At 56.0% G+C, this 23,769-nt stretch carries 23 protein-coding genes; 19 read left to right on the forward strand and 4 right to left on the reverse strand.

Annotated elements, in window-relative coordinates; translation table 11 throughout:
* Window positions 1-104 precede the first annotated feature (104 nt).
* Window positions 105-1,205 carry a redox-regulated ATPase YchF gene (gene ychF, locus ACFFIY_RS00885; RefSeq protein WP_354197443.1) on the forward strand — a complete coding sequence of 367 codons (1,101 nt, stop codon included), beginning with the start codon at window positions 105-107 and terminating at the stop codon, window positions 1,203-1,205.
* Between the two features lie 49 nt (window positions 1,206-1,254).
* On the opposite strand, the gene ACFFIY_RS00890 is transcribed toward ychF, so the two are convergent.
* Complete coding sequence (locus ACFFIY_RS00890; RefSeq protein WP_354197445.1) at window positions 1,255-1,854, reverse strand: DUF3267 domain-containing protein; 600 nt, start codon at window positions 1,852-1,854, stop codon at window positions 1,255-1,257.
* A 377-nt stretch (window positions 1,855-2,231) separates the two neighbouring features.
* Between ACFFIY_RS00890 and rpsF the strand changes: the two genes are divergently transcribed.
* The 17 genes from rpsF to rlmH all read left to right on the forward strand — a co-directional run bounded on the left by rpsF (window position 2,232) and on the right by rlmH (window position 19,391).
* Window positions 2,232-2,519 carry a 30S ribosomal protein S6 gene (gene rpsF, locus ACFFIY_RS00895; protein ID WP_354197446.1) on the forward strand — a complete coding sequence of 96 codons (288 nt, stop codon included), beginning with the start codon at window positions 2,232-2,234 and terminating at the stop codon, window positions 2,517-2,519.
* Window positions 2,520-2,566: 47 nt separating this feature from the next.
* Entirely contained in the window at window positions 2,567-3,097 is a 531-nt protein-coding gene (gene ssb / locus ACFFIY_RS00900; RefSeq protein WP_354197447.1) for a single-stranded DNA-binding protein, read from the forward strand.
* A 45-nt stretch (window positions 3,098-3,142) separates the two neighbouring features.
* Window positions 3,143-3,376 (forward strand): 30S ribosomal protein S18, encoded by a 234-nt coding sequence (gene rpsR, locus ACFFIY_RS00905; RefSeq protein ID WP_354197448.1) that lies wholly within the window; start codon window positions 3,143-3,145, stop codon window positions 3,374-3,376.
* Window positions 3,377-3,505: 129 nt separating this feature from the next.
* The gene (locus ACFFIY_RS00910; protein WP_354197450.1) at window positions 3,506-4,489 is read left to right on the forward strand and encodes a YybS family protein; all 984 of its coding nucleotides are present in this window, start codon (window positions 3,506-3,508) and stop codon (window positions 4,487-4,489) included.
* An 11-nt stretch (window positions 4,490-4,500) separates the two neighbouring features.
* Window positions 4,501-6,477, forward strand: a complete 1,977-nt coding sequence (locus ACFFIY_RS00915; RefSeq protein WP_354197452.1) for a DHH family phosphoesterase — start codon at window positions 4,501-4,503, stop codon at window positions 6,475-6,477.
* Window positions 6,474-6,920: a 50S ribosomal protein L9 gene (rplI, locus tag ACFFIY_RS00920; protein WP_354197454.1), complete on the forward strand. Its 447-nt coding sequence runs from the start codon at window positions 6,474-6,476 to the stop codon at window positions 6,918-6,920. Before ACFFIY_RS00915 ends, rplI begins: the two co-directional genes overlap by 4 nt.
* A 12-nt stretch (window positions 6,921-6,932) precedes the next feature.
* Window positions 6,933-8,282: a replicative DNA helicase gene (gene dnaB, locus ACFFIY_RS00925; protein WP_354197455.1), complete on the forward strand. Its 1,350-nt coding sequence runs from the start codon at window positions 6,933-6,935 to the stop codon at window positions 8,280-8,282.
* A gap of 129 nt (window positions 8,283-8,411) precedes the next feature.
* Window positions 8,412-9,698 (forward strand): adenylosuccinate synthase, encoded by a 1,287-nt coding sequence (locus tag ACFFIY_RS00930; protein WP_354197456.1) that lies wholly within the window; start codon window positions 8,412-8,414, stop codon window positions 9,696-9,698.
* A gap of 225 nt (window positions 9,699-9,923) precedes the next feature.
* Window positions 9,924-11,402, forward strand: a complete 1,479-nt coding sequence (locus ACFFIY_RS00935; RefSeq protein WP_354197457.1) for a peptidoglycan DD-metalloendopeptidase family protein — start codon at window positions 9,924-9,926, stop codon at window positions 11,400-11,402.
* A gap of 300 nt (window positions 11,403-11,702) precedes the next feature.
* Window positions 11,703-12,410 carry a response regulator YycF gene (gene yycF, locus ACFFIY_RS00940; RefSeq protein WP_354197459.1) on the forward strand — a complete coding sequence of 236 codons (708 nt, stop codon included), beginning with the start codon at window positions 11,703-11,705 and terminating at the stop codon, window positions 12,408-12,410.
* Between the two features lie 5 nt (window positions 12,411-12,415).
* Complete coding sequence (gene walK, locus ACFFIY_RS00945) at window positions 12,416-14,236, forward strand: cell wall metabolism sensor histidine kinase WalK (protein ID WP_354197461.1); 1,821 nt, start codon at window positions 12,416-12,418, stop codon at window positions 14,234-14,236.
* Window positions 14,227-15,561: a YycH family regulatory protein gene (locus ACFFIY_RS00950; protein ID WP_354197463.1), complete on the forward strand. Its 1,335-nt coding sequence runs from the start codon at window positions 14,227-14,229 to the stop codon at window positions 15,559-15,561. Before walK ends, ACFFIY_RS00950 begins: the two co-directional genes overlap by 10 nt.
* Window positions 15,548-16,360, forward strand: coding sequence for a two-component system regulatory protein YycI (locus tag ACFFIY_RS00955; RefSeq protein ID WP_354197465.1), 813 nt, complete (start codon window positions 15,548-15,550; stop codon window positions 16,358-16,360). Before ACFFIY_RS00950 ends, ACFFIY_RS00955 begins: the two co-directional genes overlap by 14 nt.
* A gap of 14 nt (window positions 16,361-16,374) precedes the next feature.
* Window positions 16,375-17,163 carry an MBL fold metallo-hydrolase gene (locus tag ACFFIY_RS00960; protein WP_354197467.1) on the forward strand — a complete coding sequence of 263 codons (789 nt, stop codon included), beginning with the start codon at window positions 16,375-16,377 and terminating at the stop codon, window positions 17,161-17,163.
* A gap of 130 nt (window positions 17,164-17,293) precedes the next feature.
* Complete coding sequence (locus ACFFIY_RS00965; protein ID WP_354197469.1) at window positions 17,294-18,472, forward strand: S1C family serine protease; 1,179 nt, start codon at window positions 17,294-17,296, stop codon at window positions 18,470-18,472.
* Window positions 18,473-18,618: 146 nt separating this feature from the next.
* Entirely contained in the window at window positions 18,619-18,831 is a 213-nt protein-coding gene (locus ACFFIY_RS00970) for a CxxH/CxxC protein (protein WP_354197471.1), read from the forward strand.
* An 80-nt stretch (window positions 18,832-18,911) separates the two neighbouring features.
* Window positions 18,912-19,391, forward strand: coding sequence for a 23S rRNA (pseudouridine(1915)-N(3))-methyltransferase RlmH (gene rlmH / locus ACFFIY_RS00975; protein ID WP_354197473.1), 480 nt, complete (start codon window positions 18,912-18,914; stop codon window positions 19,389-19,391).
* 84 nt (window positions 19,392-19,475) lie between these two features.
* Here rlmH and ACFFIY_RS00980 read toward each other — a convergent pair whose 3' ends face one another.
* Window positions 19,476-19,898: an organic hydroperoxide resistance protein gene (locus tag ACFFIY_RS00980; protein WP_354197475.1), complete on the reverse strand. Its 423-nt coding sequence runs from the start codon at window positions 19,896-19,898 to the stop codon at window positions 19,476-19,478.
* 302 nt (window positions 19,899-20,200) lie between these two features.
* Here ACFFIY_RS00980 and ACFFIY_RS00985 point away from each other — a divergent pair, with 302 nt between their 5' ends.
* Window positions 20,201-21,703: a malate:quinone oxidoreductase gene (locus tag ACFFIY_RS00985; protein ID WP_354197477.1), complete on the forward strand. Its 1,503-nt coding sequence runs from the start codon at window positions 20,201-20,203 to the stop codon at window positions 21,701-21,703.
* Between the two features lie 133 nt (window positions 21,704-21,836).
* Here ACFFIY_RS00985 and ACFFIY_RS00990 read toward each other — a convergent pair whose 3' ends face one another.
* Together ACFFIY_RS00990 and ACFFIY_RS00995 are read right to left on the reverse strand one after the other, a co-directional pair.
* A complete protein-coding gene (locus tag ACFFIY_RS00990) occupies window positions 21,837-22,382 on the reverse strand; it encodes an ECF transporter S component (protein WP_354197479.1) in 546 nt (181 codons plus the stop codon).
* Between the two features lie 126 nt (window positions 22,383-22,508).
* Window positions 22,509-23,663, reverse strand: coding sequence for a lactate 2-monooxygenase (locus tag ACFFIY_RS00995; RefSeq protein WP_354197481.1), 1,155 nt, complete (start codon window positions 23,661-23,663; stop codon window positions 22,509-22,511).
* Between the last annotated feature and the right edge of the window lie 106 nt (window positions 23,664-23,769).

The raw sequence follows: 23,769 nt of genomic DNA on the forward strand, positions 1-23,769 counted from the left end.
ACAGGGCAGCCCTTTGTTTCCTATAATGAAAAGGTTGTGGAAACTGTCTTTGAACGGGGACTCCCCCGAATTGATTTGCATAGATCGAAAGGTTGTGGAAAACCATGGCATTAACTGCCGGAATCGTCGGACTCCCGAACGTCGGGAAATCGACTCTGTTCAACGCCATCACGAAATCCGGGGCCGAAGCGGCAAACTATCCGTTCTGCACAATCGACCCGAACGTCGGAATCGTCGAAGTGCCCGATGAGCGGCTCCAGAAGCTGACTGAGCTCGTCAAGCCGAAAAAGACGGTGCCGACCGCCTTTGAGTTCACCGACATCGCCGGCATCGTCAAAGGTGCCAGCAAAGGCGAAGGCCTGGGCAATAAGTTTCTCTCGCATATCCGCGAAGTGGACGCCATCTGCCAGGTTGTGCGCTGCTTCTCCGACGAGAACATCACGCACGTGTCAGGCAAGGTGGATCCGATTGATGATATCGAAGTGATCAACCTGGAGCTTATCCTGGCCGACCTGGAAAGCGTCGACAAGCGGCTCACGCGCGTAACCAAGATGGTGAAGTCGAAGGACAAGGAAGCGATGGTCGAGGAACCGATCCTCGTCCGCCTCAAAGAAGCATTTGAGAACGAAAAGCCGGCCCGGTCGGTCGAATTCACCGACGACGAGCTGAAAGTCATCAAAGGGATGAACCTCCTGACGATCAAGCCGATGCTGTACGTCGCCAACGTATCCGAAGATGAAATCTCCGATCCGTCCGACAATGAATATGTGCAGAAAGTGCGGGCGTACGCGGAGGAAGACGGCGCCGAAGTGATCGTCGTCTGTGCGAAGATCGAGGAAGAAATGGCCGAGCTCGATGACGAGGAAAAAGAAATGTTCCTCGAGGAGCTCGGCATCCGGGAAGCGGGGCTTGACCAGCTGATCCGGGCTTCCTACCGCCTGCTCGGCCTTGCCACTTATTTCACGGCCGGCGAAAAGGAAGTCCGTGCGTGGACGTTCCGAAAAGGGATGAAGGCGCCGCAGTGTGCAGGCGTCATCCACACCGACTTTGAGCGCGGGTTCATCCGTGCGGAGACGGTATCGTATGAGGACCTGCTGGAGGCCGGTTCGATGGCGGCCGCGAAAGAAGCGGGCAAAGTCCGCCTTGAAGGAAAGGAATACGTCGTGCAGGACGGCGACGTCATGCTGTTCCGCTTTAACGTCTAACCCATTCAAAAACGGCCCGGCGGTGATTTCCGCCGGGCCGTTTTTTCGTTTATTCGCCGGGACAATCCGGCCTGAACGCATAGAGCTTCGGCTCTTCAGGGTCATCGCGGATGAGCCAGTCCCCGGGGAGATGCCGGAGTTCCCGGTCCATCGCCAGGTCCCCCGCCGCTCCCCCGATGAGCCAGGCGGACAGGAACAAGAGCAGGTAGCTGTCTGACCAGAGTCCGATTGCGGCCGGCAGGAAGCCGGTCATCCAGAGCGGCAGCAGGAGCGCTTTGCGCATGCCGCTGTTATGGATCGGAATCTTCGTCGTGGCGTAGGCGATGCCCGCCTGCAGATTGAGGCCGAACGCCATTTCCCTGAACGGCACTTTGCCGAACAACCGGAAGCCGAGCAAGTGGAATGCCTCGTGGACGACGATGAGAACGACGTAGCCGATGATGAACAAAAGCGTTCCGATGAGGATGCCTTTGATGGAAAAGGAGAACACAAATCCGCCGCCCCGGAACAGGCCGTGGAGCAGCGCATTGCCCAAAAAGAGAAAGACGGCCGACAGCAGCGTCAGCCAGAGGCTCTCCTTCGCCACTTTCATCATGTCCAGCTCCACCACCTTATCCGGCTGCCGGTCCTCCAACTGTGAAAAGTCCATGAATGTTCTTCCTCTTTTCTGGAAAGTATAACTATGAAACTTAAATTCCCTTTGTTTGAATCATACCCCACAGAACCGCCCCCGACCACCTTCAATCCCCGCCGGAAGTGGTTTCCCGGGAAATCTTTTCCGCCTTGAAGGGAAGTGCTCTTCCTCAACCGGGTGAACGGAGGGCAGGGGTGGGAATCCTGCGGCAAGCCGAATTCCGGGGCTAAAATCGGCGGTTCATCAAAAACGGCCATTCTCTTGCTTGATTCCCGGTTGAAATCAGACAAGCCCTGTGGTAGAATAAACCGATGTGAGTAAGTATTGATTATTTTACTCCTTGCCCGCCGCAAGCGCGCCGGGCCATACGTCCACAAGGAGGTGACATCTTGATGAATAAGTACGAAATCATGTACATTATCCAGCCGAAAATCGAAGACGAGGCGAAAAAAGCGCTTGTTGAGCGTTTTGACGGAATCCTCACTTCGAACGGCGCGGAGATCATCGAGTCGAAGGAATGGGGCAAGCGCCGTCTCGCTTACGAGATCAACGACTTCCGTGAAGGGATCTACCAGATCGTCAAACTTCATGCCCCAGCCGAAGCGATCGATGAGTTCACGCGTCTCTCGAACATCAACGAAGATATCATCCGTCACATCGCGATCCGCGAAGAAGACTGATGAATTGACGAAATACGCCAGACCATCACAAAGGGGGTTGTTTTCTGATGATCAACCGTGTTGTTCTTGTCGGAAGATTAACGAAGGATCCTGAATTGAAGTACACCCAGTCGGGCATTGCCATGACACGCTTCACTCTGGCCGTGAACCGGACGTTCACGAACCAGCGCGGGGAACGGGAAGCGGACTTCATCAATGTGGTGACCTGGAGGAAACAGGCCGAGAACGTCGCCAACTTCCTCCGCAAGGGCAGCCTTGCCGGCGTGGACGGCCGCATCGAGACGAGCAGTTTCGACGGCCAGGACGGGAAGCGCGTCTTCATGACGGAAGTCGTGGCGGACAGCGTCCAGTTCCTTGAACCGCGCGGCGCAAATGCAGACCGCCAGCAGGGCGCACCTGCTCCTTCCTACGGAAACCAGCAGAGCGCGCCGTCCTACGGAAATCAGCAGAGCCAGAACCAGCAGCCGTATTATCAGGGGCAATCCCCGAGTCAAAATAACTATACCCGCACAGACGAGGATCCGTTCACACCAGGCGGCGGACCGATCGAAGTATCGGACGACGACCTGCCGTTCTGATCCCGGCGCGTATAGCCCAACCAACAGGAAAAGGAGGCGAAACGCATGGCACCACGTCGTGGACGCAGACGCCGCAAAGTCTGCTACTTTACTTCCAATAACATCACGCACATCGACTACAAAGATGTCGATCTGCTTAAAAAGTTCATCTCCGAGCGCGGGAAAATTCTCCCTCGCCGTGTGACGGGGACAAGCGCAAAATGGCAGCGTAAACTTACAGTTGCAATCAAACGCGCCCGGATCATGGGTCTTCTCCCATTCACTTCGGAAGAACGGTAATTCATCGAGGAAGCCCCGGACGCTCCGGGGCTTCCTTTTTATTTTCGGGACGGGATCCGCATGGGCTGCGGATGGCCGTCCCTTTTTGGTCCATCCCTTGAAACATGGTACAATGATAGGAAGATTCCATTGCTGGATCAATGGGAATCCAATATTGAAAGAAGGCTGACAATGGGCAACGATCAAGCGAGAAGGCTGACCTTCGGTGCCATGATGGCCGCCCTGTTCGCCCTGCTGACGGCACTCACCTATTATGTGCCGGTCATCGGCGTATTCACGGTATTGGCCATCCCGCTCCCGCTTGCCCTTTACGGGGCGAGATACAGCCGCGGTCCGTCACTGACGGTCTCGGTTGCGGGGGTCGTCCTCTCATTCCTCATCGCCGGGCCGGGCGGGCTCCTGCTCGCCCTCCTCAACGCACCGATCGGCTTCATCATCGGAGACGGCGTGCGGACCGGCAAAACAAAACTTTACATCTTCATGGCTTCGGGGCTGGCCGTCCTTCTCATGGGCGTCCTGCAGTATGCGGCAGCCGCCGCCCTCCTGAACATCAATATCATCTCGGAACTGACCGATTCGCTCCGTGCCTACTATGAACAGACGGGCGAACTGATGAAAAGGTTCGACATGCTTCCCGATGATTATGACCAGATCGTCAACCAGATGATCCTCATGGTCCAGACGCTCATGCCGTCGATGTTCATCATGGTCTCCTACCTGACGGCGTTCATCACCTTGTCGATCATCCTTCCGCTGATGAGGAAGCTCGGCACGGACGTTCCGAAGTTCGGGAAATTCCGCAACATGAAGCTCCCGGTCGTTCTGCTCTTCTACTACGCAATCATCCTGATCGCCTCCCTTCTGGCTTCGCCGGAAGCGGGATCGACGGGCCACCTGATCATCGGCAATGCGATGCTCATCCTGAGGGTGCTGTTCTTCATGCAGGGTCTGGCGCTCCTGGCGTTCGCGGTGCATGCGACCGGCTATCCGAAATGGGTGCTCGTGATTGCGGTGCTGTTCTCGGTCCCGCTCTCGGCAATCGTCGTCCTGCTCGGGATACTCGATACCGGATTCAATATCAGGGGGTTCATCACGGGAAGCAAAGGAAAGTGAGTGGCTGACGAATGGGAACTTTTTTCAGACAACGACCGATACGGATCCCGCTTCTCGTACTGACCGTCATCATGGCAGCCGCCGTGGTGCCGCTCACCATGTACAGGGAGTGGGCAGGCGCCCTGTTCGCCGTCGCCGCGGCCGCCGCACTTGCCGTCGCCTGGCGGACGGAGGCAAAGACCTACACCGAGACGGAAAAACATATTGAGAATCTGTCTTACCGGATGAAAAAAGTCGGCGAGGAGGCACTCCTTGAGATGCCGATCGGGATTTTGCTCGTCGACGACCGGTATACGATCGAATGGGCGAACCCGTTCATGACCCAGCTTCTCGAATATGACACGCTCATCGGCGAGGAGTTGTTCGGCCTGTCGGAAGATTTCCGGGCCTATGCCAAGGAAGATGCCGATCCCGAAGGCGTCGTCTCCCTCGGCAACCGGAAATACAAAGTGATCCACAAACCGGAAGAAAAGCTGTTTTATCTGTTCGACATCACCGAGCAACTGGAAATCGAGACGCTCTACTATGCGGACAGGACGGTTCTCGGCATGATCCTCGTCGACAACTATGACGAATTGGCATCCGGCATGGATGACCAGACGAAAAGCCGGCTGAACAGCCTCGTCACGACGCTCGTCAATGACTGGGGTGCGGAATACGGCATCTATGTGAAGCGATTCAGCTCGGACCGGTTCCTGGCCGTGCTCAATGAGTCCATCCTGCACGAACTGGAAAAAGACAAGTTCCGGATCCTGGACGCCATCCGCGAGGAAACGGCCAGGGAAAGCTCCGCGCTCACGCTCAGCGTCGGCATCGGCGCTGACTCCGGCTCCCTCCCCGAACTCGGGGAACTGGCGCAGTCCGGCCTGGACCTCGTCCTCGGACGCGGCGGTGACCAGGTCGCGATCAAGCAGCCGAGCGGGCGCGTGAAATTCTACGGCGGCAAGACGAATCCCGTCGAAAAACGCACGCGGGTCCGCGCACGGGTCATCTCCCACGCGCTGCGCGACCTCATCCAGGAAAGCGACAAGGTCATCGTCATGGGCCACAAGCTTCCGGACATGGATGCGATCGGCGCATCCGTCGGCGTCCGCCGGATGGCACAGATGAACAATGTCGAGGGCTACGTCGTCATTGACTTTGACGAGCTCGATCCGAGCGTCACCCGGCTGATGGATGAAATCCGTTCGGAGCCGGACCTGTTCCGCTACTTCATCACGCCGGAAGAAGCCCAGTCGCTCATCACCGAGCGGACGCTGCTTGTCATCGTCGACACGCACAAGCCGAGCTTCGTCATCGAGGAGCGGCTTCTCCAAAAGGCGGAAAAGACGGTCGTCATCGACCATCACCGCCGGGGCGAGGAGTTCATCGAAGACACGCTGCTTGTCTATATGGAGCCGTACGCGTCCTCTACGGCGGAACTCATCACCGAACTGCTTGAATACCAGCCGAAGGGCGACAAACTGTCGATGCTTGAGGCCACCTCGATGCTGGCAGGCATCATCGTCGACACGAAGAGCTTCACGCTCCGGACGGGTTCCCGGACATTCGAAGCCGCATCTTATCTGCGATCGAACGGGGCCGACACGGTCCTCATCCAGCGGCTCATGCGCGAGGATATCGGGACTTATCTGGAACGGGCGGACATCATCCGGACGGTGGAGTTCTTCGGCGAAGGCATCGTCATCGCGCACGGCAACGACGGGGAGCCGCACAGCCCCGTCCTCATCGCCCAGGCGGCGGATACCCTGCTGACGATGAAGGGGGTCAATGCTTCATTCGTCGTTGCGGACCGCCCCGAAGGACGGGTGGGCGTGAGCGCCAGGTCGCTCGGTGACCTGAATGTGCAGGTCATCACCGAGCGGCTCGGCGGCGGCGGCCACCTGACGAACGCCGCTGCCCAGCTGGAGGTCGGCTCGATCGGCGAAGCGATCGGCCGGCTGAAGGAAGCGATCCAAGAATCACTAGAAGGGGGAAGCGAACAATGAAAGTCATTTTCCTGAAAGATGTTAAAGGCACCGCGAAAAAAGGGGAAATCAAAGAGGTTTCCGTCGGATATGCACAAAACTTCCTGATTAAAAACAAAGTGGCCGTCGAAGCGACGCCCGCTAACCTGAGCAAGCTGGAAGGCCAGAAAAAACGGGCTGAAAAAGATGCGGCCGAAGAACTGGAAGAGGCAAAGCGCCTGAAAGAACGGCTTGAAGAAGTCACAGTCGAACTGAAGGCGAAGTCCGGCGAGGGCGGCCGCCTGTTCGGGTCGATCACCTCCAAGCAGATCGCATCCGGTCTTGAAAAGCAGCATGGCATCAAAATCGACAAGCGGAAAATGGAACTTCCTGACGCAATCCGGGCACTCGGCTACACGAATGTTCCGGTCAAACTCCACTCCGATGTCACGGCGACGCTCAAGGTACATGTGACGGAAGAGTAAGGAGAGAACGAAATGGAAACATTCGACCGGATTCCGCCGCATAACAACGAAGCCGAACAGTCGGTCATCGGCGCGATTTTCCTGGAACCCCAGGCGCTCATCTCTGCCGCTGAAACACTTGTCGCGGACGACTTCTACCGGGTCTCCCACCAGAAGATCTTCCAGACGATGGTCTCGCTCAGCGAACGGGGTGAAGCGATCGATGTCGTCACGGTCACCGAGGAGCTGTCGGCAAAGAAAGAACTTGAAGACGTAGGCGGCATCTCCTATCTGACCGAGCTTGCCAACACCGTTCCGACCGCTGCGAACATTTCCCACTATGCCCGCATCGTCGAGGAAAAGGCCCTTCTGCGGCGTCTTATCCGGACGGCGACCGGCATCGTCGAAGACGGCTTCACGCGCGAAGACGAAGTGGAGGATGTCCTCGCCGAGGCGGAAAAGAAAATGATGGAAGTCGCAAGCCGGAAAAACTCGGGCGACTTCAAGCACATCAAAGATGTCCTCGTCCAGACGTACGACAACATTGAACTGCTTCATACGAGAAAAGGCGATGTGACCGGGATTGCGACCGGATTCCGAGACCTTGACCATATCACGGCCGGATTCCAGCGCAACGACCTGATCATCGTCGCCGCCCGCCCGTCCGTCGGGAAGACGGCCTTCGCGCTGAACGTCTCGCAGAACGTCGCGACGAAGGCCGGTGAAAATGTTGCCATCTTCAGCCTGGAGATGGGCGCCGACCAGCTTGTCATGCGGATGCTCTGTGCGGAAGGCAACATCGACGCCCAGGTGCTCCGGACGGGGGCGCTCGAGGCGGAGGACTGGCGCAAGCTGACGATGGCGATGGGCAGCCTGTCGAACGCCGGCATTTTCATCGACGACACGCCCGGCATCCGGGTGGGAGAAATCCGGTCGAAATGCCGCCGGCTGAAACAGGAGCACGGTCTTGGAATGATCATGATCGACTACCTCCAGCTCATCCAGGGCAGCGGCTCCTCCAGGGACAACCGCCAGCAGGAAGTTTCGGAAATCTCCCGCTCGCTCAAGGGACTGGCCCGTGAGCTTCAAGTGCCGGTCATTGCCCTGTCCCAGCTTTCCCGTGGCGTGGAACAGCGCCAGGACAAGCGTCCGATGATGTCGGATCTGCGGGAGTCGGGTTCCATCGAGCAGGATGCGGACATCGTCTCCTTCCTGTATCGTGAAGACTATTACGACAAGGAAACCGAAGACCAGAACATGATTGAAATCATCATCGCCAAGCAGCGGAACGGCCCGACCGGCACGGTGAAGCTCGCCTTTGTGAAGGAGTACAATAAATTCGTCAATGTCGACTGGAGCCAGCACGAAGCACCGCCGGCATAAACACGAACGTTGGATGCAATCATGCATCCTCACGTTCGTGTTTTTTCTTGACCTTCGGGGGGAACACTGATAAACTGAATCTGTTTGAAATCGGACGTGAACGAATCCGTCCATCGGAGGTGCAGATCTATGCCATCAGTGGTGGTAGTCGGAACGCAGTGGGGAGACGAAGGAAAAGGGAAGATCACCGACTTCCTGTCGGAGCATGCAGAAGTCATCTCGCGTTATCAGGGCGGGAACAATGCAGGCCATACGATCATCTTCGGCGGTGAAACATACAAGCTTCACCTCATCCCTTCCGGAATCTTCTACGAGGAGAAAACCTCGGTCATCGGCAACGGGATGGTCGTCGACCCGAAAGCGCTTGTACAGGAGCTGGAAGGGCTGCAGGCACGCGGCGTCCGGACGGACAATCTGCGCATTTCGAACCGCGCCCACGTGATCCTGCCGTATCATATCAAGCTCGACGAAGTGGAGGAACTCCGCAAGGGCGACAACAAGATCGGCACGACAGGCAAAGGGATCGGACCGGCTTACATGGACAAGGCCGGCCGGATCGGCATCCGGATTGCCGATCTGCTCGACAAGGAAGTGTTCGAGGAGAAACTCTCCCGCAACCTGGCCGAGAAAAACCGCCTGCTTGAGAAGTTTTATGAGACCGGCGGCTTCACGGTCGAGGAAATCCTCGATGAATACTACGACTACGGGCAGAAGATCGCACAGTATGTGACGGATACATCAAAAGTGTTGAATGACGCGCTGGATGAGGGACGCCGCGTCCTGTTTGAAGGTGCCCAGGGCGTCATGCTCGACATCGACCAGGGGACGTATCCGTTCGTCACCTCGTCCAACCCGGTTGCAGGGGGCGTCACGATCGGTGCCGGCGTGGGCCCGACAAAGATCGACCACGTTGTCGGCGTCTGCAAGGCCTATACTTCCCGCGTCGGCGACGGCCCGTTCCCGACGGAGCTCTTTGATGAAGTCGGCAACCAGATCCGTGAAGTCGGCAAGGAGTACGGCACGACCACGGGACGCCCGCGCCGCATCGGCTGGTTCGATACGGTTGTCGTCCGGCATGCCCGCCGTGTGAGCGGCCTGACGGATCTGACGGTCAACTCGATCGACGTGCTCACCGGTCTCGACACGGTGAAACTCTGCACCGCCTACCGGTACAACGGAGAACTGCTGACCGAGTATCCGGCCAACCTTCGGATTCTGGATCAGTGCGAGCCGGTCTATGAAGAAATGCCGGGCTGGCACGAAGACATCACCGGCTGCCGTTCACTCGATGAGCTTCCGGAGACGGCCCGCCATTATCTTGAGCGCATCGCCCAGCTCACCGGCGTCCAGATCTCCATCTTCTCGGTCGGCCCCGACCGTACACAGACGAACATCATCAAGAGCGTCTGGCGCTGATTCAATATTATCCATGCCGCCCTCCCCTTTTTGGGGAGGGCGGCATTTTTGCGTCCGGATTCAAGGAAAAGGAAGTGTGTGTTGGAATTGGGGCACTATTTACAGTTAGATTACAAGTGATCAAACAACATTGTTTCCTTCTTATATAACTGTTAAGGTGAACAGGCTGAATTCAATCTAAATAAACCAGAGAGAGAGAGAACACGGAAAGGGAAGCGGAATGAGATGAACAAAAAGAAAAATGGCCTGTCACGGAAACATCATATAAACAGCCGGAAAAAGCCTTCATTCAAAGGCCGGACGGGAGCGGCGATCATGGTCGGCCTGCTGCTGTTCACCGGCACCGGCTTTGCAAAGGAAAACCTTCACGACCTCTATCACGTCTATGACGGCGACAAATATGTCGGCACGGTCGCAGATCCTGCAATCGTCAAGCAGGTGAAGAACGAGAAGCTGGGTGCGGCTGAAGAGGAGCATGCAGACCTGGACCTTGTCGCCGGACGCAATGTCTCCGTTGTCCAGGAAAAAGTGTTCGGCCAAGAGCCCCGCAACGATGAAACCGTCCGCCAAAAGCTCGAGGACAAGGTGGCGGTCGAAACAAAGGCTGTGGCCGTCGTCGCTGCAGGAGAAACCGTCACCCACGTGAAAGACAAAGCGGCCTACGAGAAGATGACCCGGCAGCTGAAGCTTGCCCACGTGAAGGAAGAGGAACTCGCTGCATTCGAACAAACCGAACAGGCGGCAAAGGACGGAACGCCGTCCTCCCCGCTCAACGAAGGCGAAACCCGCGTGACTTCCGTCCAGATCCTGGCTGACCTTGCGCCACGAGACGTCTACACATCGCCCGCCCGCGTGCAGACGGCCGAAGAAGCGGCTGCGCTCCTGCTCAAGGGCAAGGAAGTTGTGAAGGATTACAGCGTCGGCAAAGGAGACGTCCCCGAAAAGATCGCCAAGTCATTCGGCATCGGAACGGACCGGCTTCTCGAGATGAACCCGGGTCTCTCGGCCGACACGCTCATCCATCCCGGCGACGTGCTGAAAGTACCGGACAGCGAGCCGTTTGTCCAGGTCGCGGTCACCCGTGAGATGAAAAGGGCCGTCCCTCTTCCCCACCGGACGGTCACTGAAAAAGACGCCGGCCTTCCCAAGGGAGAAACGGCCGTCAAACAGGCCGGCCAAGACGGAAAAAAAGAACTCACCGAAGTAGCACTTCACGTGAACGGCGTGAAAACCGAGGAGACGGTGACGGAAGAAGAGGTCCTCGCCGAACCAGTCGATGAAATTGTCCGAGAAGGCACCAAGGTACTGGTCGGACAGGGTTCCGGCAAGTTCATGTGGCCCGCACAGGGCGGTTACATTTCAAGCCACAAAGGCGCCCGCTGGGGTCGTCAGCACAACGGCATCGACATTGCCCGGCCGTCCGGGCGCACAATCGTCGCCGCGGACAGCGGGACCGTCAAGGCTGCCGGTCCACTCGGAGGCTTCGGCAACCGCATTGAGATTGATCATGGGAACGGCTACACAACCCTCTATGCCCACCTTGCCTCGATTGGGGTGAAGCCGGGCCAGAAACTTGAAAAGGGCGCCCAGATCGGCGTCATGGGCTCTACGGGCCATTCCACCGGCCTGCACCTGCATTTTGAAGTGAGAAAGAACGGCGCGCTGATCGACCCGCTCACCGTCGTCAGCCCATCTTCCAAATAATTTTCCGCCGACCGGCCGGGAAGCTGCCTCCACCGCTTTCCCGGCCGGTTTTGTAGTCTGTTCTTTGTTCCCCGGGCGGCCGCCGGCGGCATGCGGTTTTTGTCGGGAAATCATCCCCCGGCCGGCAGGCATTCCGGGAAATAAGTCGGGAAATGACGAATATTGCCCGGGAAATATTTCACGGTTGAATTTCCCTCTCTGTTTGGCGAAGCGGACGGATGCGGAACGGGCCGACTCGTGATAGCATAGGAAGAATAAAGGATTTGTAGAACGCTTACGCGGAGAAGGGAAGTAAAATGCATGAACAAGACAATTCTTGTAGTGGATGATGAAAAACCGATTGCGGACATTCTCCAGTTCAATTTAAAAAAAGAAGGCTATTCGGTCGTCACGGCCTATGATGGTGAAGAAGCGATCGCCAAAGCGGAAGAAGTCCAGCCGGATCTCGTTCTTCTGGATATTATGCTGCCAAAAAAAGACGGGATGGAAGTATGCCGTGAGCTGCGAAAAAAATACGATTTTCCGATCATCATGCTGACGGCGAAAGACTCGGAGATCGACAAAGTCCTCGGGCTTGAGCTTGGTGCGGACGACTATGTGACAAAACCGTTCAGCACACGGGAACTCATCGCCAGGGTGAAGGCGAACATGCGCCGCCACCAGGCCGCACCGGCAGAGCAGGAAGGCGAGGTGTCCAATGACATCGTCGTCGGCAACCTGACGATCCAGCCGGATGCCTACCTGGTCCTCAAGCGGGGCGACCAGATCGAGCTCACGCACCGCGAGTTCGAACTGCTTCATTACCTCGCCAAGCATATCGGCCAGGTGATGACGCGCGAGCACTTGCTCCAGACCGTATGGGGCTATGACTACTTTGGAGATGTGCGGACAGTCGACGTCACGATCCGGCGCCTGCGCGAGAAGATTGAAGACAATCCGAGCCACCCGGCCTGGATCGTCACGCGCCGCGGGGTCGGATACTATTTGCGCAATCCTGAACAGGAGTAACCAGGATGCAGAAAGTGGGCTTTTTCAGGTCCATCCATGTGAAGTTCGTCATCATCTATGTGCTGCTCATCCTCATCGCCATGCAGATCATCGGCATTTACTTTGCGCGCGGCCTGGAGCAGACTCTGCGTGACAACTTCCAGAAGTCCATCGAGGACAGGGTGAACCTGCTGGAATTCAGCGTAAGAGAGGAAATGCTAAAAACACGTTCAGAGGAGGATCCGACACTTGAGCAGAGCCTCCGTTCCGTGCTGTCCGGATTTTCCTCCGATGACATCATCGAAGTGCGGGTCATTGACTCGAAATACCGGATCCTGGCCACTTCGGAGCTGGACAATCAGACACTGGTCGGACAGCGGACAAACGAGGACCTGATCCGGAACTCGATCAATGCGGAGTCGGAGTTCAAGAATACGTTCCGTGACAAGACGAACAAGCGGGTCTGGGTGCTCGCGGAACCGATCGTCGCGGACGGCGAAGTGATCGCCTCCCTTTACATTCAGTCCAACATTGAAAAAGTGTTCAAGCAGATCAATGAGATCAACCAGATCCTTGCGGGCGGGACCGCCTTCTCGCTTGCCATCACCGTCGTCCTCGGCATCCTGATCGCCCAGACGATCACCCGGCCGATTGCGGACATGACGAAACAGGCGACCGCGATGGCGAAAGGAAACTTCGCCCGAAAAGTCCGTGTGTACGGACAGGATGAAATCGGCGAACTGGCGAAGGCGTTCAACCACCTGACGACCCGGCTTCAGGAAGCCCAGTCCTCGACGGAATCCGAACGGCGCAAACTGGCATCTGTCCTTTCTAATATGACGGACGGTGTCATCTCGACGGACCGAAAAGGGCGCATCATCCTGATCAACGATACGGCGCTCGGCATGCTCGGCGTGCCCCGTGAGCACGTTCTCAACCGTCCTGCCCCGACCGTGCTCGGGCTGGAGCAGGATTACACGTTTGAAGACCTCGTCGACCAGAAAGAGCCGGTGACGATCGACTTCAGCACGGACGAGCAGCCTTACATTCTGCGGGCGAACTTCTCGGTCATCCAGAAAGAAACCGGGTTCGTGAACGGGCTCATCGTCGTCCTGCACGACATCACCGAGCAGGAGAAGATCGAGATGGAGCGGCGGGAATTTGTTTCAAACGTTTCCCACGAGCTCCGGACGCCGCTCACCTCGATGAAGAGCTATCTGGAGGCGCTCGCGGACGGTGCATGGAAAGACGAGGAAATCGCCCCGTCATTCCTTCACGTGACCCAGACCGAGACCGAGCGGATGATCCGGCTTGTTTCGGATCTGTTGCAGCTCTCGCGCATGGACAGCCGGGAATACGAACTCAATGCCGATATCGTGGATTTCGTGAAGTTCTTCCACCGGATCATCGACCGGTTTGAGCTGATGAAGTCAAAAGAGGTCCAGTTCATCCGCCTGATTCCGCCGGGTCCTCTTTACACGGAAATCGACATGGACAAAATGACGCAGGTCATCGACAATATCATCTCCAATGCACTGAAATACTCGCCGGATGGAGGCAATGTCCGTTTCTCCATCATCGTGGAAGACGAACGTCTGAAAGTGGCTGTTTCAGATGACGGCATGGGCATACCGGAAGCGAATGTCAAACGGATTTTTGAGCGGTTCTACCGCGCGGACAAAGCCCGCTCCCGTGCCATGGGCGGGACCGGCCTCGGCCTTGCAATCGCCAAGGAGATGATCAATGCCCACGGAGGCAGCATCTGGGCGGAAAGCGAGGAAGGCAAAGGAACCACCGTCTTCTTCACATTGCCGTTTGAGGTGGAAGAGGCAGGTGAATGGGATTGAAACACATCGAACAAGTGAAGACGGTCGTGCTGGTTCTGCTGATCATCCTCAGCATCACGCTCACCTTCTCAATCTGGACCTACAAACCTGACTACAAGACGATCGAACAGTCGCCGAGCGTGGAAAATACAATCGCCGACAAGAAGAAAACCGGTGAAGTGGTTCAGCCTTACAAGCTGCTCGCCGGCCTTGAAGGCGGACTGCGCGGCACGACAGACCCGCAATCCATAGCAGACGCCGTGGACCAGATCAAAACATGGACGCTCCAGTCCGTAACGCTGTCCGATCCCGAAGTGACCGTGGATGAGCTCAATCAAATGACGGGAAAGAAAGGTCAGCTCGTCTTGTTTTATCCGTCCTCAGTCCCGTTCGAAGTGATTGACAACTTGTTCAAGTTCACGGACACCGTCTCCAACGAGTCTGCATTTGAGCGGATGATCATTGAAAAAGACGAAGTCAACGGGCGGGTGATGGTTCATTTTGCAGGAAGAGAAGGCGGCCGCCGTTACACGGCCGTCGCGGCCGGCGTGGACATGCAGAAGCTGGATGAACTCTTTGAGTATGCAAAAGAAGAATTTACGTCTTATGACACGGTGAGCCGCAGAGGGGCGCGTACGCTGTACCTGCCGGACAAGCCGGCCTCCATTGACGCCCTGATCTACAACATGGAGGAAATCAGTCCTTCCAAATTCAAGGACGCCCTGTTCCCCGACAAGAATAATGTCAAACGGGAACAGACCGCCCCGACAAGGGAGGAATACAGCGATAACTCCTCCATCATGACCGTTGAAACCCGGACCAAAACGATCGCCTATGTCCATCCGCATCCGGCGGCGGAAAGCAAAGAAGTTTCCATTCCGTCCGAACTGCTGCTCAATACACTGGACTTCATCAATCAGCACGGCGGATGGACGAACAATTACGTGTTCGCTTCGATGGAACCGGAGAAAAAGAAAATCACTTACCGTCTGCAGATCAAGGGCTACCCGGTATTCAGCGACGAGAAGGATACATCCACGGAGATCAGGCTGACATGGGGAGACGGCCAGATTTTCCGTTACGAACGCCCGTATTACACGCTTGCCGAGCCGTTCCCCGAAAAAGAACGGCGTGAATTGGAGTCCGGAACCGAGGCGGCGGAGTGGCTGCGCGCGGAGAAAGGCGACGACTTCCAAAAAGTCGGGGAAATCATCCAGGCGTACACAATGAGCCCGGACGAACAACAGAACCTGTATTTGCTGGAGCCGGCCTGGTATTACGAGGAAAACGGCAAGTGGCAGCAGATCGGACCGGACACGAGGGGGTCGGCGAATGGATTGGAGTAAGACAAAAACGATTTTCATCATCGTATTCGCCATCCTGAACGTGTTTCTCTACTCGCTCTATGTGAACCGGTACACGGAACTTCAAAAGATTGAAGTGCTTGGCGAGACGAACGTTGAGGACCGACTGAAGCTTGACGGCATCAGTTACCCGAAACTGCCCGAAATCGGAACCGCCTCCTACGCATCGGGCGAAGTGAGGATTTTTGAAGACAAAGAAACCAAAGAAGCCAAAGGCCAGGTCATCCGGCTCAGAGACGATGGGAAAACGATCGTTTCAGACTTTGAGAAACCGGTCAGCATCAAAGGCGACGGGGACAAGCCCGACTTTGGACCGTTGCTCGATAAATATGTGAAGGGCGGATCGGACTACACGCTCTGGAAGATCGACGAGGAGAAACAGGAAGCGGTTTTCTTTCAGAAGATCGGTTCGCTGCCCGTTTATTTCAACAAAAATTCCACGCTCACCGTCCAATGGAATGATTCCATGGAAGCAACGGGCTACAGGCAGCGGATGATGGATGAAATCGTTCCGTTCAATCAGGAAAAGGATCTGTTCCCGCCGATCCAGGCGATCAATGCCCTTTATTCCCGCGGGTTCCTGAAGACAGACTCTGAAATCACCAAAATCGAAATGGGCTATTCACCCCACGTGCAGCTCACCAAAACCCAAGTGTTTGCTCCGACCTGGCATATTCATGTAAAATTAAAAGATGGAACTTCCGAAGACTATTTTGTGAATGCGGTCGATGGAAGAATCCTGGACAAGCTTTCCGAGCAATTCATCGAGGAAGACGGTTAGGAGGCAGGCCGAGTATGCGCTTTAGTGTATTGGCCAGTGGAAGCACCGGCAATTCAATTTACATTGAGAACGACGAACATGCCTTTCTTGTGGACGCGGGACTGAGTACCCGGAAGCTGGAGAAGCTTCTCGGCGAAGTGGACCGCAACATGAAAGGCCTGGACGGCATTTTTATCACTCATGAACACAGTGACCATATACGGGGGCTTGGCGTGACGGCGCGCAAATACGGCGTGCCGGTCTATGCCAATGAAAAGACATGGAAGGCGATGGACGGGCTCGTCGGCAACATTCCGGCGGAGCAGCGGTTTGAGTTCGACATGGAAACGGTGAAGACGTTCGGAAGTTTTGACGTCCAGTCATTCGCGGTATCCCACGATGCGGCGGATCCGATGTTCTATGTTTTCCATGAAAACGGACGGAAACTGGTCCTGATCACGGACACCGGGTACGTCAGCGACCGGATGAAGGGCTGGATCCAAGGTGCGGACGCCTATGTGTTTGAAAGCAACCATGACGTAAGCATGCTTCAGATGGGCCGCTATCCGTGGAACGTCAAGCGCCGGATCCTCAGTGACGTCGGCCACGTATCCAATGAGGATGCAGCCGTCGCGATGAGCGAGGTTGTGGCGGAAAAAGAAACCCGCATCTATCTGTCCCACCTGTCCAAAGACAACAATATGAAGGACCTGGCGAGACTGAGCGTGTCTCAGACGCTTGAGACATGCGGCATCCGAACGGGCGAATTCGTCCATCTGTTCGACACGGACGCGGAGCAGCCGACGGAGCTCGTCACGGTCTGATCCAATGCCTGTCCATTTTTGGGACGGGCATTTTTTTGCGTCCGTTTTTCTGTGGTTGGAAGCACTTGTGTTCGATTGTCGGGTTTCGGGTAATCTAAGGGCATCCGTATCTATGAAGGAGGAGTTTGGGATGCAAAACAAGGATGACGGCATGCGTAAACACCGCCGTACCGGAGCGGCGGGAGCGATCCTCACCGCCATGCTTCTGCAGGGATGTCTCATGCCGGACAGCCAGGCGGACAAAAACAATACGGAAAAAGAGGGCGGCGCCAAAACCGAGACGGCCGACGGTGCCGCAACCGGCAGCAAGCAGTCGAAGACCATATCGATGGACATCAACACCGGCATCACGGAAGCAGTGGAAAAGACCTCGTCCACTGTTGTCGGCGTGACGAATTTACAGACGTCCGGTAACTACTGGACCAACTCGACGGATCCCGTGCCGGTCGGCGTCGGCTCGGGCGTCATCTACAAGAAAAAAGACGGCAAGGCCTATGTCGTCACGAACAACCATGTCGTTGAAAATGCCACCCAGCTTGAAGTGACGCTTGAAGACAGCACGAAAGTGGAAGGCAAACTGCTCGGGCGGGACATCTGGACAGATCTTGCCGTCATCGAGATGGACGATCCCGGCGTGAAGGACGTCATTGATTTCGGTGATTCGGACGCCCTCAAGCGCGGTGAAACGGTCATCGCAATCGGCAATCCGCTCGGACTTGGATTCTCCGGCTCGGTCACGGTCGGCGTCATCTCGGGCACAAACCGTTCGATCCCCGTTGACCTCAATGGAGACAATCAGGTAGACTGGAACGCCGAAGTGCTGCAGACCGATGCGGCGATCAACCCGGGCAACTCCGGCGGTGCGCTCATCAATCTGGCGGGCCAGCTTGTCGGGATCAACTCGATGAAGATTTCCGAAGAGACCGTTGAAGGGATCGGGCTCGCCATTCCGATCAATTCGGCCATCCCGATCATCGAAGACCTGGAAAAGCACGGCGAAGTGCGGCGTGCCCAGATGGGTGTCACCCTCATCGATCTTCTGAGCGTCCCGGCCGTCCATCAGCGCGACACTCTGAAGCTCCCGGAAGATGTCACGGAAGGCGTCGTCATCGACGAAGTATCGCCGGGATCGCCCGCCGCGGAAGCCGGACTCCGGAGATTTGATGTTATTGTAGAGATGGACGGGAAGAAAGTGGCGAATATGATCGAACTCCGCAAACACTTGTACAACGAAAAGAAACCGGGCGAAAAGATGTCCGTCACCTTCTACCGGGACGGAAAGAAAGCGGAAGCGGAAATGACATTGTAGCACTTTGCAACCAATTGACAGAACTTTTCTTCGAATGTTACAAATATTATTATCCACAACGGGCAGATCGGGAACCAAGTCCACCGGCTGCCCATCTTTTTCGGACTGTTCGTTGCAAAGTGCACATTGTGGATAAGTCCGAGTGAATGTTCATAACTTTATGTAGGATAAAAGGAGGGGAACAAGTGGAGAAAATCCGGATCAACAGCTGCGAAACCCACATATACCGGGCTTTGGATGAAGTCACGGCCAAGACGGAAAACTTTCCGGACATGGAGAAGATCTACACTGAAGAAGAGTTATCCACAGTCTGTGACTATTGTGCACAGGCTGCTATATATGTTGTGTCGAACACATAGTCGGACACCATATGTTGTTTTTGCCTGTGGATATGTGCATAAACTCTGTGAATAACCCAAAACATGAAGGTGGACAAGCTGTGAGTATTACAATTGTTACAGTCGGAAAGCTCAAGGAAAAATATCTGAAATCCGGCATCGAAGAATATGCAAAACGACTTCAATCGTACACGAAGGTCGAGTTTGTGGAAGTGGCGGATGAAAAAGCACCCGAGCAGCTGAGTGCGGCGGAGATGGATAAGGTGAAGAAGAAAGAGGGAGAACGGATTTTGTCGAAACTTCCGGCGGATGCCCATGTCATCGCACTGGCGATCAACGGCACACAAAAGACATCCGAAGAGCTGGCCGACGAACTCGGCCGGCTGATGACTTACGGAAAAAGCAAAATCGCCTTTGTTATCGGCGGGTCGCTCGGATTGCACGAGGACGTCCTCCGGCGGGCGGACGGAAAGCTGAGTTTCTCGAAAATGACTTTCCCCCACCAGCTGATGAAGCTCATTTTGCTCGAGCAGATCTACCGGGCGTTCAAGATCATGAAGCATGAGCCGTATCACAAGTGACGCGGCGGCTTCCTGCACAGACAAAAAGCAATGCTTCCGCCGGATTTCCGGTGAAAGCATTGCTTTTTCTTGAGGGAGCAAAGATCAGAGCACTTCCAGCTCGACATCGACATTTCCGCGCGTTGCTTTTGAGTAAGGGCATACTTGGTGGGCCTTTTGCACAAGCTCTTCCAGTTTCTCTTGATCGGTACCGGAGCCTTTGACCTGCAGTTTGACGGCAATCTTGAAGCCGCCGTCCGACGGGTCTTTCAGCAGGCTGACGTTCGCCGTCGTCTCGGTGTCCAGTCGGATCCGTTCCTTTTTGGCCACAAGATTCAAAGCCCCGTCAAAACAAGCGGCATAGCCCGCCGCAAACAGCTGCTCGGGGTTGGTGCCGTTTTCAAGCTCCTTTGCCCTTGGTGTCCCGGGCATCGCGGTCTCGAAACTGACGACGCCGTCCGAAGACTCCACTTTTCCTTCTCGTCCTCCATGAGCGGTCGCCGAGGATGTAAACAAAACGTCTGACATGAATGGTTCCTCCCTTTCAAATGGATTACTGACCTTTACCCTGATCGGGGCACCGTTATGTGTGAGCGTTCATACTCACCCGGCAAATGAGGATGAAAGCGCATGCAGGCAAAGGCTTCTCACTTTTTTGACAGCCAGAAACAGTATATAATTGCAATATCGCTATTTCGGACAAAAAGCAATCATTCTCGACAGAGGCTTGTTATAATATAGGATGGAATGTTTTTGGGCGGTGCTGAGATCTCGGCACCGACACTGTCGATTAACTATTTTTGCAAATACATGGGATAAGGAAGGTTGTCATGAGCAGCATGAATAAGAAAACAGACGTGATCTTAATCGGTGCCGGAATCATGAGCGCCACGCTTGGATCGATGCTGAAGGAACTCGTTCCCGAATGGGAGATCAAAGTATTTGAAAAGCTGGCGGAGCCAGGCGAAGAAAGCTCGAATGAATGGAACAATGCCGGCACGGGCCACTCCGCCCTGTGTGAGCTGAACTATACGCCCGAAAAGGCGGACGGCACGCTTGATATCCAGAAGGCGGTCAAGGTTAATGAGCAATTCCAGCTTTCCCGCCAGTTCTGGGCACACCTTGTCCGACACAATCTGATTAAAAACCCGCACGAATTCATCATGCCGCTTCCCCATATGAGCTTTGTCGAAGGGAAGGACGACGTCGAGTACTTGCGCAAACGGCATGAAGTGCTCAAGGACCACCCTCTGTTCCAAGGCATGGAATTCACGGAGGATCCTGAAGTGATGAAGGAATGGGTTCCGCTCATGATGGAGGGCCGGAATTCCGACGAGCCGGTCGCGCTCACGAGAATCGATTCCGGCACGGACGTCAACTTCGGCGCCCTGACGCGCATCCTGTTTGATCATCTTCAGGAGGAAGGCGTGGAAGTGAACTACCGCCACAGCGTCGACGACATCAAGCGGACAGAAGAAGGCAGCTGGGAAGTGAAAGTCCGCGATCTCGACGGCAACCGGCTGGAAACCCATACCGCCAAGTTCATCTTCATCGGAGCGGGCGGCGGCAGCCTTCATCTGCTCCAGAAAACCGGCATCCCGGAATCCAAGCACATCGGCGGATTCCCGGTCAGCGGCCTGTTCCTCGTCTGCGACAATGAGGAAATGGTCGAGAAGCACAACGCCAAGGTGTACGGCAAAGCGAAGGTCGGCGCACCGCCGATGTCGGTCCCTCACCTCGACACCCGCTACATCGACGGCAAGAAATCTCTCCTGTTCGGACCGTATGCGGGCTTCTCGCCGAAGTTCCTAAAAACGGGCTCCTACATGGACCTCATCACGTCCGTGAAGCCGAACAACGTCTTCACGATGCTGGCAGCGGGCGCGAAGGAAATGAAACTCACGAAGTACCTGATCGAGCAACTCATGCTTTCCAACGAGAAGCGTGTGGAAGAGATGAAGGAATTCATTCCGACTGCGAAACTCGAAGACTGGAGAGTCGTCGTCGCCGGCCAGCGCGTCCAGGTCATCAAAGACACCGAAGCGGGCGGCAAAGGCACGCTCCAGTTCGGCACGGAAGTCGTTACGGCGCAGGACGGCTCCGTCGCCGCACTTCTCGGCGCGTCCCCCGGCGCATCGACGGCGGTCCACGTCATGCTCGACATCCTGAATAAATGCTTCCCTGAGCACATTGAAGAATGGGAGCCGAAGATCAAGGAAATGGTTCCGTCGTACGGCATCTCCCTTGCGGACAACCCGGAACTCTTCGAAGAGATCTTCGAATCCACTTCAGAAGTGCTCGGCCTGAAGGACAGCGAAAAAGAAACCGTATAAACAGAGAAACCCCTTCTCCGGACAAGTTCCGGGCGAAGGGGTTTGTTGTTTCAGTCTATTCGAGTGGTCTTTCTGACGATTGGTGATGCCTTTCCGACTATTCACCCGGCGATCATCCCATCAGACGACCGGCTCACTTGAACAGCGGCGTCTTCTTCAGCGCGATGCAAACCGGAATCGCGACGATGAGCCCCACGATGTTCTGCGTGATGTTCCCCGGGATGGACGCGGCCGGGACGATCCAGTTGCTGAACAGGACGCCTTCGCAAAGGTAATAACCGCCGAGCATGAACGGAACCGAGACGACCGCCGCTATGATGTTGAACACCGGACTGCCGCCTTTGCGGCCGCCGGACCAGGCGATTTTCCCGACGATGTAACCCTGGAGCGCGCGGGTGAAAAATGTGAACGGCGCCCAAAGCGTCCAGCCGGAGATGAGGTCGAACAGCCCCATCCCGACCGCACCGGCAACGGCGCCTTTCTTCGGTCCGAACAACATCGAAGAAATGAAGAGCATCGCCGTGCCGAGATGGACGAGCCCGCCGTTCGCCGTAATCGGCAGCTTGATGTTCAGAAATACGGTGGAAACGAAAACGAGCGCCACGAGCATGGCGGAGATGATCAGGTCCCGTGTTTTCACGCTGGACGCGGAAGCTGGAATCCGAGAAGCTTTTTGCATGATGTCAACCTTCCCTGCTTTAATTGGAATGTCAAAATCATAAAGCGGGGACTGGCTTTTGAAAAGGTTCAGTTTATATGAATAGTTTAAGGTCAGATTTATCTTTCCGGCCGGATCTGCGGATGATCAAATCCGTTTCAGCAAGTCCCGTCCCAGTTCGCCCACCGATCGGCTTCCCGAGAGCGCCATCGTCAAGTCGAAGTCGGCGATGAGGTTGCGGAGCACTTGGCGGACGCCGGCTTCCCCGGCGAGTGCCAGCCCGTACATATACGGGCGGCCGAGGAGGACGGCGCTTGCACCGAGCGAGAGGGCCTTCACCATGTCGGCGCCCCGGCGGATGCCGCTGTCCATGAGGACGGGGACTTCCCCCTGCACGGTGTCCACAATATCCGGGAGGGCATCGATCGCCGTGATGGCGCCGTCGACCTGGCGACCGCCGTGGTTGCTGACGATGAGACCGTCCACATCGCTGTCGACGGCGAGCCGGGCATCATCCGGGTGGAGAATTCCTTTCAATAAGACCGGCAGCTTCGTCTGGGAACGGATGAACTCGAGATCGCGCCAGGTGAGCGAAGGATTTCCGAACACCTGCGCCCAGTGCAGGATCGCGGAACGGATGTCTTCCTGAGGGGAACGTTCGAGCCTTGAGCAGAACATCGGGTCTTCGAGATAGTTGCCGATCCCCTTCCCCTCCAGGAACGGGAGATAGGCGTGGTGGATGTCCTTTTCCCGCCAGCCCATCATCGGCGTGTCGAGTGTGATGACGATCGCCCCGTAGCCGGCGGACTCTGCACGCTTCACCATGCTGGCCGCAAGTTCGTGGTCATTGCTCCAGTACAGCTGGAACCACTTTTCGGCCTCTTCCGTCTCTGCGGCGATGTTCTCCAGGCTGAATGTCGAAGCGGTGCTGGCGATGAACGGCACGCCCATCGATGCCGCGGCCCGGGCGGATGCGAGCTCCCCCTCTGGATGGACAATCGACTGGACGCCGATCGGCGCGAGCAGGAGCGGCACATTCAGCTTCCGGCCGAACAGCTCGATGCCGATGTCCCGGTCAGCCGTGTCGCGCAGCATCCGGGGGACGATCCTCCATTTCCGGAATGCGAGATTGTTTTCCTTTGCCGTGTCTTCAACGCCCGCAGATGCCGCCACGTAATCGAACGGCTTCGCCTCGAGCTCTTCTTTTGCCCGTGCTTCCAGCGCCTCGTAGGACACCGGAATGATATTTTCCTCAAGCTGCTGATAGACGCTGAACTGGACTTGGTTGCCGAAGTTCTTCAACTGAATTTCTCCCTTCCCTGAATTTGAAAGCGCATACAAATTCACCTTAACACAGCCCCTTTCAAACCTCTATTTATCTTCCGTTTACAAATCCCCGGTTTTCTTT

It is taken from the genome of Bhargavaea ullalensis, assembly GCF_042432615.1.
Taxonomy (GTDB): domain Bacteria; phylum Bacillota; class Bacilli; order Bacillales_A; family Planococcaceae; genus Bhargavaea; species Bhargavaea ullalensis.

Bases quoted from the DNA above. Each gene is read 5' to 3' on its own strand.
- ACFFIY_RS00890 (WP_354197445.1), bottom strand. From the start codon at position 1,854: ATGGACTTTTCACAGTTGGAGGACCGGCAGCCGGATAAGGTGGTGGAG.
- walK (WP_354197461.1), top strand. From the start codon at position 12,416: ATGCAGAAAGTGGGCTTTTTCAGGTCCATCCATGTGAAGTTCGTCATC.
- ACFFIY_RS00985 (WP_354197477.1), top strand. From the start codon at position 20,201: ATGAGCAGCATGAATAAGAAAACAGACGTGATCTTAATCGGTGCCGGA.
- ACFFIY_RS00980 (WP_354197475.1), bottom strand. From the start codon at position 19,898: ATGTCAGACGTTTTGTTTACATCCTCGGCGACCGCTCATGGAGGACGA.
- ACFFIY_RS00915 (WP_354197452.1), top strand. From the start codon at position 4,501: ATGGGAACTTTTTTCAGACAACGACCGATACGGATCCCGCTTCTCGTA.
- ACFFIY_RS00960 (WP_354197467.1), top strand. From the start codon at position 16,375: ATGCGCTTTAGTGTATTGGCCAGTGGAAGCACCGGCAATTCAATTTAC.
- ACFFIY_RS00970 (WP_354197471.1), top strand. From the start codon at position 18,619: ATGTTCATAACTTTATGTAGGATAAAAGGAGGGGAACAAGTGGAGAAA.
- rplI (WP_354197454.1), top strand. From the start codon at position 6,474: ATGAAAGTCATTTTCCTGAAAGATGTTAAAGGCACCGCGAAAAAAGGG.
- ychF (WP_354197443.1), top strand. From the start codon at position 105: ATGGCATTAACTGCCGGAATCGTCGGACTCCCGAACGTCGGGAAATCG.
- ssb (WP_354197447.1), top strand. From the start codon at position 2,567: ATGATCAACCGTGTTGTTCTTGTCGGAAGATTAACGAAGGATCCTGAA.
- ACFFIY_RS00950 (WP_354197463.1), top strand. From the start codon at position 14,227: ATGGGATTGAAACACATCGAACAAGTGAAGACGGTCGTGCTGGTTCTG.
- ACFFIY_RS00990 (WP_354197479.1), bottom strand. From the start codon at position 22,382: ATGCAAAAAGCTTCTCGGATTCCAGCTTCCGCGTCCAGCGTGAAAACA.
- rpsR (WP_354197448.1), top strand. From the start codon at position 3,143: ATGGCACCACGTCGTGGACGCAGACGCCGCAAAGTCTGCTACTTTACT.
- dnaB (WP_354197455.1), top strand. From the start codon at position 6,933: ATGGAAACATTCGACCGGATTCCGCCGCATAACAACGAAGCCGAACAG.
- ACFFIY_RS00955 (WP_354197465.1), top strand. From the start codon at position 15,548: ATGGATTGGAGTAAGACAAAAACGATTTTCATCATCGTATTCGCCATC.
- rpsF (WP_354197446.1), top strand. From the start codon at position 2,232: ATGAATAAGTACGAAATCATGTACATTATCCAGCCGAAAATCGAAGAC.
- ACFFIY_RS00935 (WP_354197457.1), top strand. From the start codon at position 9,924: ATGAACAAAAAGAAAAATGGCCTGTCACGGAAACATCATATAAACAGC.
- yycF (WP_354197459.1), top strand. From the start codon at position 11,703: ATGAACAAGACAATTCTTGTAGTGGATGATGAAAAACCGATTGCGGAC.
- ACFFIY_RS00965 (WP_354197469.1), top strand. From the start codon at position 17,294: ATGCAAAACAAGGATGACGGCATGCGTAAACACCGCCGTACCGGAGCG.
- ACFFIY_RS00930 (WP_354197456.1), top strand. From the start codon at position 8,412: ATGCCATCAGTGGTGGTAGTCGGAACGCAGTGGGGAGACGAAGGAAAA.